Annotated in this window: 2 protein-coding genes; one reads left to right on the top strand and one right to left on the bottom strand. The window is 45.3% G+C overall.

Going from position 1 to position 2,362, the window contains the following annotated elements:
* Positions 1-1,535: DUF5620 domain-containing protein (locus QZZ41_RS00415; protein WP_295066640.1), on the bottom strand; the 1,535-nt coding region annotated here is incomplete at its 3' end.
* A 444-nt stretch (positions 1,536-1,979) separates the two neighbouring features.
* Here QZZ41_RS00415 and QZZ41_RS00420 point away from each other — a divergent pair.
* Positions 1,980-2,362, top strand: a 383-nt coding sequence (locus QZZ41_RS00420; RefSeq protein ID WP_295066643.1) for a hypothetical protein, incomplete at its 3' end; no start/stop codon positions are given.

Below are 2,362 nucleotides of genomic sequence, written 5' to 3' on the forward strand. Positions count from 1 at the left end.
TCCATGGTAGAACCGACAGTTCTCGGCTCGTTCATGCCTTCAAATATAAGGCGGTCATCATAATCGGCAAAACGCTCGCATATCTGCTCCCATATGGTTTTCAGCCTGAAGCTGTCGCCGTTATATGACGACTTCTGAGGCTCGAACCAGATATAGTCATCATGGTGCATATTGATTATAACGAACATTCCCTCATTATAAGCGTAATCGACTACTTCCTGTACTCGGTTCATCCATTCGGTGCTTATAGTATCGCCGTTCATATGCTCAGCCCACGTTACAGGTATTCTTATTGCATTGAAGCCTGCCGACTTGACTGACTTGATGATCTCCTTTGTGGTCTTGACATTGCCCCACGCAGTCTCGGTCTCAAGGCCTTCCTTGTCAGTATTGTAGCTGTCGAGGGTATTGCCTAAATTCCAGCCCACCTTTATCTGTGATACTATCTCATCTGCTGTACGGAAGCCGCGTTCTGCCGCAGCAACTGTTGCAGTCTGGACAGCAGCGTTATCTTCGGATGCAGCTGTAGTGGTCATAACAGGGAATTCACCTGTAAAGCCCTCGCCCTGACTGTACTTTACAGACACAGTATCAAGAGTAACGGAAGGCTGTTCGCTCCACCAGTAGCCAAGCACAAGCTCGTTGTTCTGAGCTATGCACTCCTTAGCCTTATCAGGCACGAACCATACCAGCTCTATGCTGGAATCGTTGGTGAATACGGCAGTATCACCTGACTGATACTTGCCCTTTGAAGAGTTTATGCCGAATGCTCCCGTATATTTTCCAAAGCCTCCTGCCGCACTTACCTTGAAAGTAACGACCTGAGGTATTACCTTATCGGGAATAAAATCAAGAGGTACATGGATAGTATTGTCAGCGTCGGAATAGTTTACGCTTATCCCTACCTCTGCTGCCCCCATGCCGTCAACGGGAACTTCTCTCGTTCTTTCGTATGTACATACCACATTTTCTATCCTGATACTCTCACAATTGCCCCACCAGTATCCGAACAGAACTTCTCCCCCTGCGTGTATGTAGTCCTTCAGCTCGTCAGGTACATTCCATGTTATCTCACCATAGCTTCCCTGAGTAGGTGCTGAAAAATCAGGGCTCTGATACCAACCTTTATTCGTTGCAGCAGGACAATCGGTGTCAACAGCAATGCCGCATCCACCCTTAAAGCCACCTATGTCGCCGCCGTCACCTGAATAAATAGTAAAAGTAAAAGATTTTACCCTGTCGCCGTCCTCAATGAGATCGGCAAGGGGGAACTTGATCGTGTTGCTTCCCTCAGCTCGTCCGATAGTCCTGTTAACGGTTATCTGCGAATTAAGAGTTGCTGAAACGGTCTCAACTGGGCTGATATGCTCGGTCGCCATCTCTGTAGTTTCCTCCTCGGTAATAACGGTAGTAATTTCCTCCTGTGTCTCCTTATCTTTCTCGACAACATCAGGAGTCCCCTTTTCCTTCGCGCAGCCGACTGCTGATACGGCTAATGCCGCAGCAACTATCAGTGCGATCTTCCTTATCCTCATTTCAAATTTCCTCTCTTCATCATAGATGATCACGAAAACTCAAACACAACCGATACCCCATACCTCTGCTCCGCTGCTGATCGTTTTGAGTCATAATAGTGTATCTTACAGAAGCGGAATATATAGATATCGATTTTAAGAACACTTACTATAATTATAACACGGCTTTGAGCTCTTTGCAATACATGATTTGAACTAATAAACAATAAATTGGTATGACTTTATTTATTAATCTGCCAATTTATTACCTGTTTTTACACTTGCAGGCAAAAATGACAGAACGATGAAATCCCCGTGGTGAATATGCAAAGAATTGATTACAATTTGTTATTCGGCTTGACAAATATTAAAGGCGCGTGTATAATTATTATAAGGTTAGCGAAGAGCACTGCTTCGCATTTTCAATCGTATAAAAACATTATATGAAATGAAAGGACGCAAAATATGAGTAATTTTAGAAAAAGAATGATCGCGATCGCAGCTGTTGCCTGCGTTCTGCTTACATCTGCCGCATCATGTATGGATTCAAATAAAAAAGACAACGGCAGCGGAAATAATGACAGCAGCGCAACTACTGCCGCTGCAACAGAGGACAGCAACGCTCCTACTCTCGAGCACATCGACAACGAAAAAGGCAACGTTATCGTAACTCCTTTCCAGTCAGGTTCACCTGCCGATCTCGGACTTGCATCAGCTCCCGATGAGGCTACAGCACTTAACGCCGAAGATCCTACAGCTGCTAAAGAGCCTGCTACAGAGGTAGTTGAAGTTACTGAGGCAAACGGCGAAAAGGCTACAGACGCCAACGGAAATGTGGTCACACAGAT

Source organism: Ruminococcus sp. (assembly GCF_016283395.1).